The organism is Novosphingobium sp. FW305-C-111, assembly GCF_058783565.1.
In genome coordinates, this window is sequence record NZ_JBYSYP010000032.1 from 1 (window position 1) to 2,378 (window position 2,378).

Here is a 2,378-nt window from a genome sequence, read left to right on the forward strand (position 1 = left end):
TCGGCGCGAGTATGCCGGCGGCAAGGCGATCAAGGCGATCGCGCGGGATTTGCATGTGTCGCGGAAGGTGATCCGCAAGGCGATCCGGGCGCCGGAAGGCGCATTCGACTATCAGCGCAAGGTTCAGCCACTGCCTAGGATCGGGCCGTTTCAGGATCGCCTGAACACACTGCTGGAAGAGAACGAGGTGCGCGGCAGGCGCGAGCGACTGCGGATGACGCGGATACATGATCTGCTGGAGCGCGAAGGTTTTGAGGGTTCCTACGATGCCGTTCGGCGCTACGCGGCGCGCTGGAAGGCCGACCGGCGCAAGGATGCCGGCGATGGTGTCACCGCCTTCATCCCGCTGATGTTCAAGCCGGGCGAGGCCTACCAGTTCGACTGGAGCCATGAGGATGTGGAGATCGCCGGCAAGCCGATGCGCGTGAAGGTTGCGCATATGCGGCTGTGTGCATCGCGGGCGGTCTATGTCCGGGCCTATCCGCGCGAGAGTCAGGAGATGCTGTTCGACGCGCATGCGCGCGGCTTTGCTTTCTTCGGCGGCGTGCCGGGCCGCGGCATCTACGATAATATGAAGACGGCGGTGACGAGCGTGTTCACGGGGAAGGAGCGGGTCTTCAACCGGCGGTTCCTGATCATGACCGACCATTATATGGTCGAGCCCACCGCCTGCTCGCCGGCGGCGGGATGGGAGAAGGGCCAGGTCGAGAACCAGGTGCAGACGATCCGGGGCCGCTTCTTCCAACCCCGGTTGCGGTTCGCCAGCCTCGACGAGCTCAATGGCTGGCTGGAGGCCGAGTGCCAGCGCTGGGCGGAACGACAGGCACACCCGGAACAGGGCGAGCTGACCGTGGCGCAGGCGCTGGAGATCGAGCGATCGGCACTGCAGCCGATGCTGGGACCGTTCGACGGCTTTAACGAGAGCGAGCATGCGGTGACGGGCACCTGCCTGATCAGCTTCGATCGCAACCGCTACTCGGTTCTCTCGACGGTGGCGCGGCGGACGGTGCAGGTCCGGGCCTATGCCGACCGCATTGTCGTGCGCTGCGGCGAGGAGGTTGTCGCCGAGCATCCCCGCTACTTCGGGCGCAACCGCACGATCTATGACCCCTGGCATTATCTGCCGGTACTGGCCCGCAAGCCCGGAGCGCTGCGGAACGGCGCGCCCTTCCAGGACTGGGATCTGCCGCCGGCGCTGGCGCGCCTGCGCCGCAAGCTTGGCAATGGCGACGATGCCGACCGCCGGTTCGTCCGTGTGCTGTCGGCCGTGCTGACCGATGGTCTGGAGCCGGTCGAAGCGGCCGTCCGCGAGGCATTGGCGACCGGCACGGCGAGCGACGACCTGATCCTCAACATCCTGGCGCGGCGCCGCGAACCGCCGCGACCGCTCACCATCATCACCTCCGAAGACAGCGCCTTGCGCCATCCGCCGATCGCCGACTGCGCCCGTTACGACCAGCTGAGGACCTTCGATGCAGCGGCATGACATGATCGAGGCGATGCGCGGGCTTGGGCTCAAGGGCATGGCGGGCGCGTTCGACGATGCGGTCACCACCGGCCTTCAGCGCCAGCGCACCACGATGGAGATACTGACCGACCTTCTGCGCGCGGAAGCAACACATCGCCATGCTGCCTCGATCCGATACCGGATGGCGGCCGCCCGGCTGCCGGTCGTGAAGGATATCGATGCGTTCCGGTTCGAGGGCACGCCGATCAACGAGGGGCTGGTGCGTTCGCTGCACAGTGGCGCGTTCCTGCCCGCTCGGCGCAACATCGTCCTGGTCGGCGGCACGGGCACCGGCAAAACCCACCTGGCCATCGCCATCGCCGCCAATGTCGTTCGCTCGGGTGCGCGAGGCCGCTACTTCAACACCGTCGATCTGGTGACCCGCCTCGAAGAGGAGGCCAGGATCGGCAAGAGCGGCGCTCTCGCCGCCCAGCTATCCCGCCTCGACCTGATCGTGCTCGACGAACTGGGATATCTGCCGTTCGCCCGCTCGGGCGGCCAGTTGCTGTTCCACCTGATCAGCAAGCTCTACGAGCAGACCAGCGTCATCATCACCACCAACCTCGCGTTCGGCGAATGGCCCACCGTGTTCGGCGATCCCAAGATGACCACCGCGCTCCTTGATCGCGTCACCCACCATTGCGACATCGTCGAGACCGGCAATGACAGCTGGCGCTTCAAAAACCGCAGCTGATCGCCCCCACCGACCTCCGATTAAAAGATGCTTTGCGCTGCGCGCGCCTCCGGTCGGGCTCCGCCCTCCCTACGCCGCGCGCAGCGCAAAGGCGCGTGTCCGATCAACCTTGCGCCATCGTGAAAGGGGGTCCCTTTTGCGCGCCGATAGGGGGTCCCGTTTGCACGCCGATTGACA

At 66.1% G+C, this 2,378-nt stretch carries 2 protein-coding genes; both read left to right on the forward strand.

What is annotated here, in order from left to right:
• Positions 1 to 1,486, forward strand: a 1,486-nt coding sequence (gene istA / locus AC3WLD_RS18790) for an IS21 family transposase (RefSeq protein ID WP_492558394.1), incomplete at its 5' end; no start/stop codon positions are given.
• Positions 1,473 to 2,201 carry an IS21-like element helper ATPase IstB gene (gene istB, locus AC3WLD_RS18795; protein ID WP_011950403.1) on the forward strand — a complete coding sequence of 243 codons (729 nt, stop codon included), beginning with the start codon at positions 1,473 to 1,475 and terminating at the stop codon, positions 2,199 to 2,201. The genes istA and istB, both read left to right, overlap by 14 nt.
• Positions 2,202 to 2,378: the final 177 nt, after the last annotated feature.

Coding starts and splice junctions, on each gene's coding strand:
- istB (WP_011950403.1), top strand. CDS start 1,473: ATGCAGCGGCATGACATGATCGAGGCGATGCGCGGGCTTGGGCTCAAG.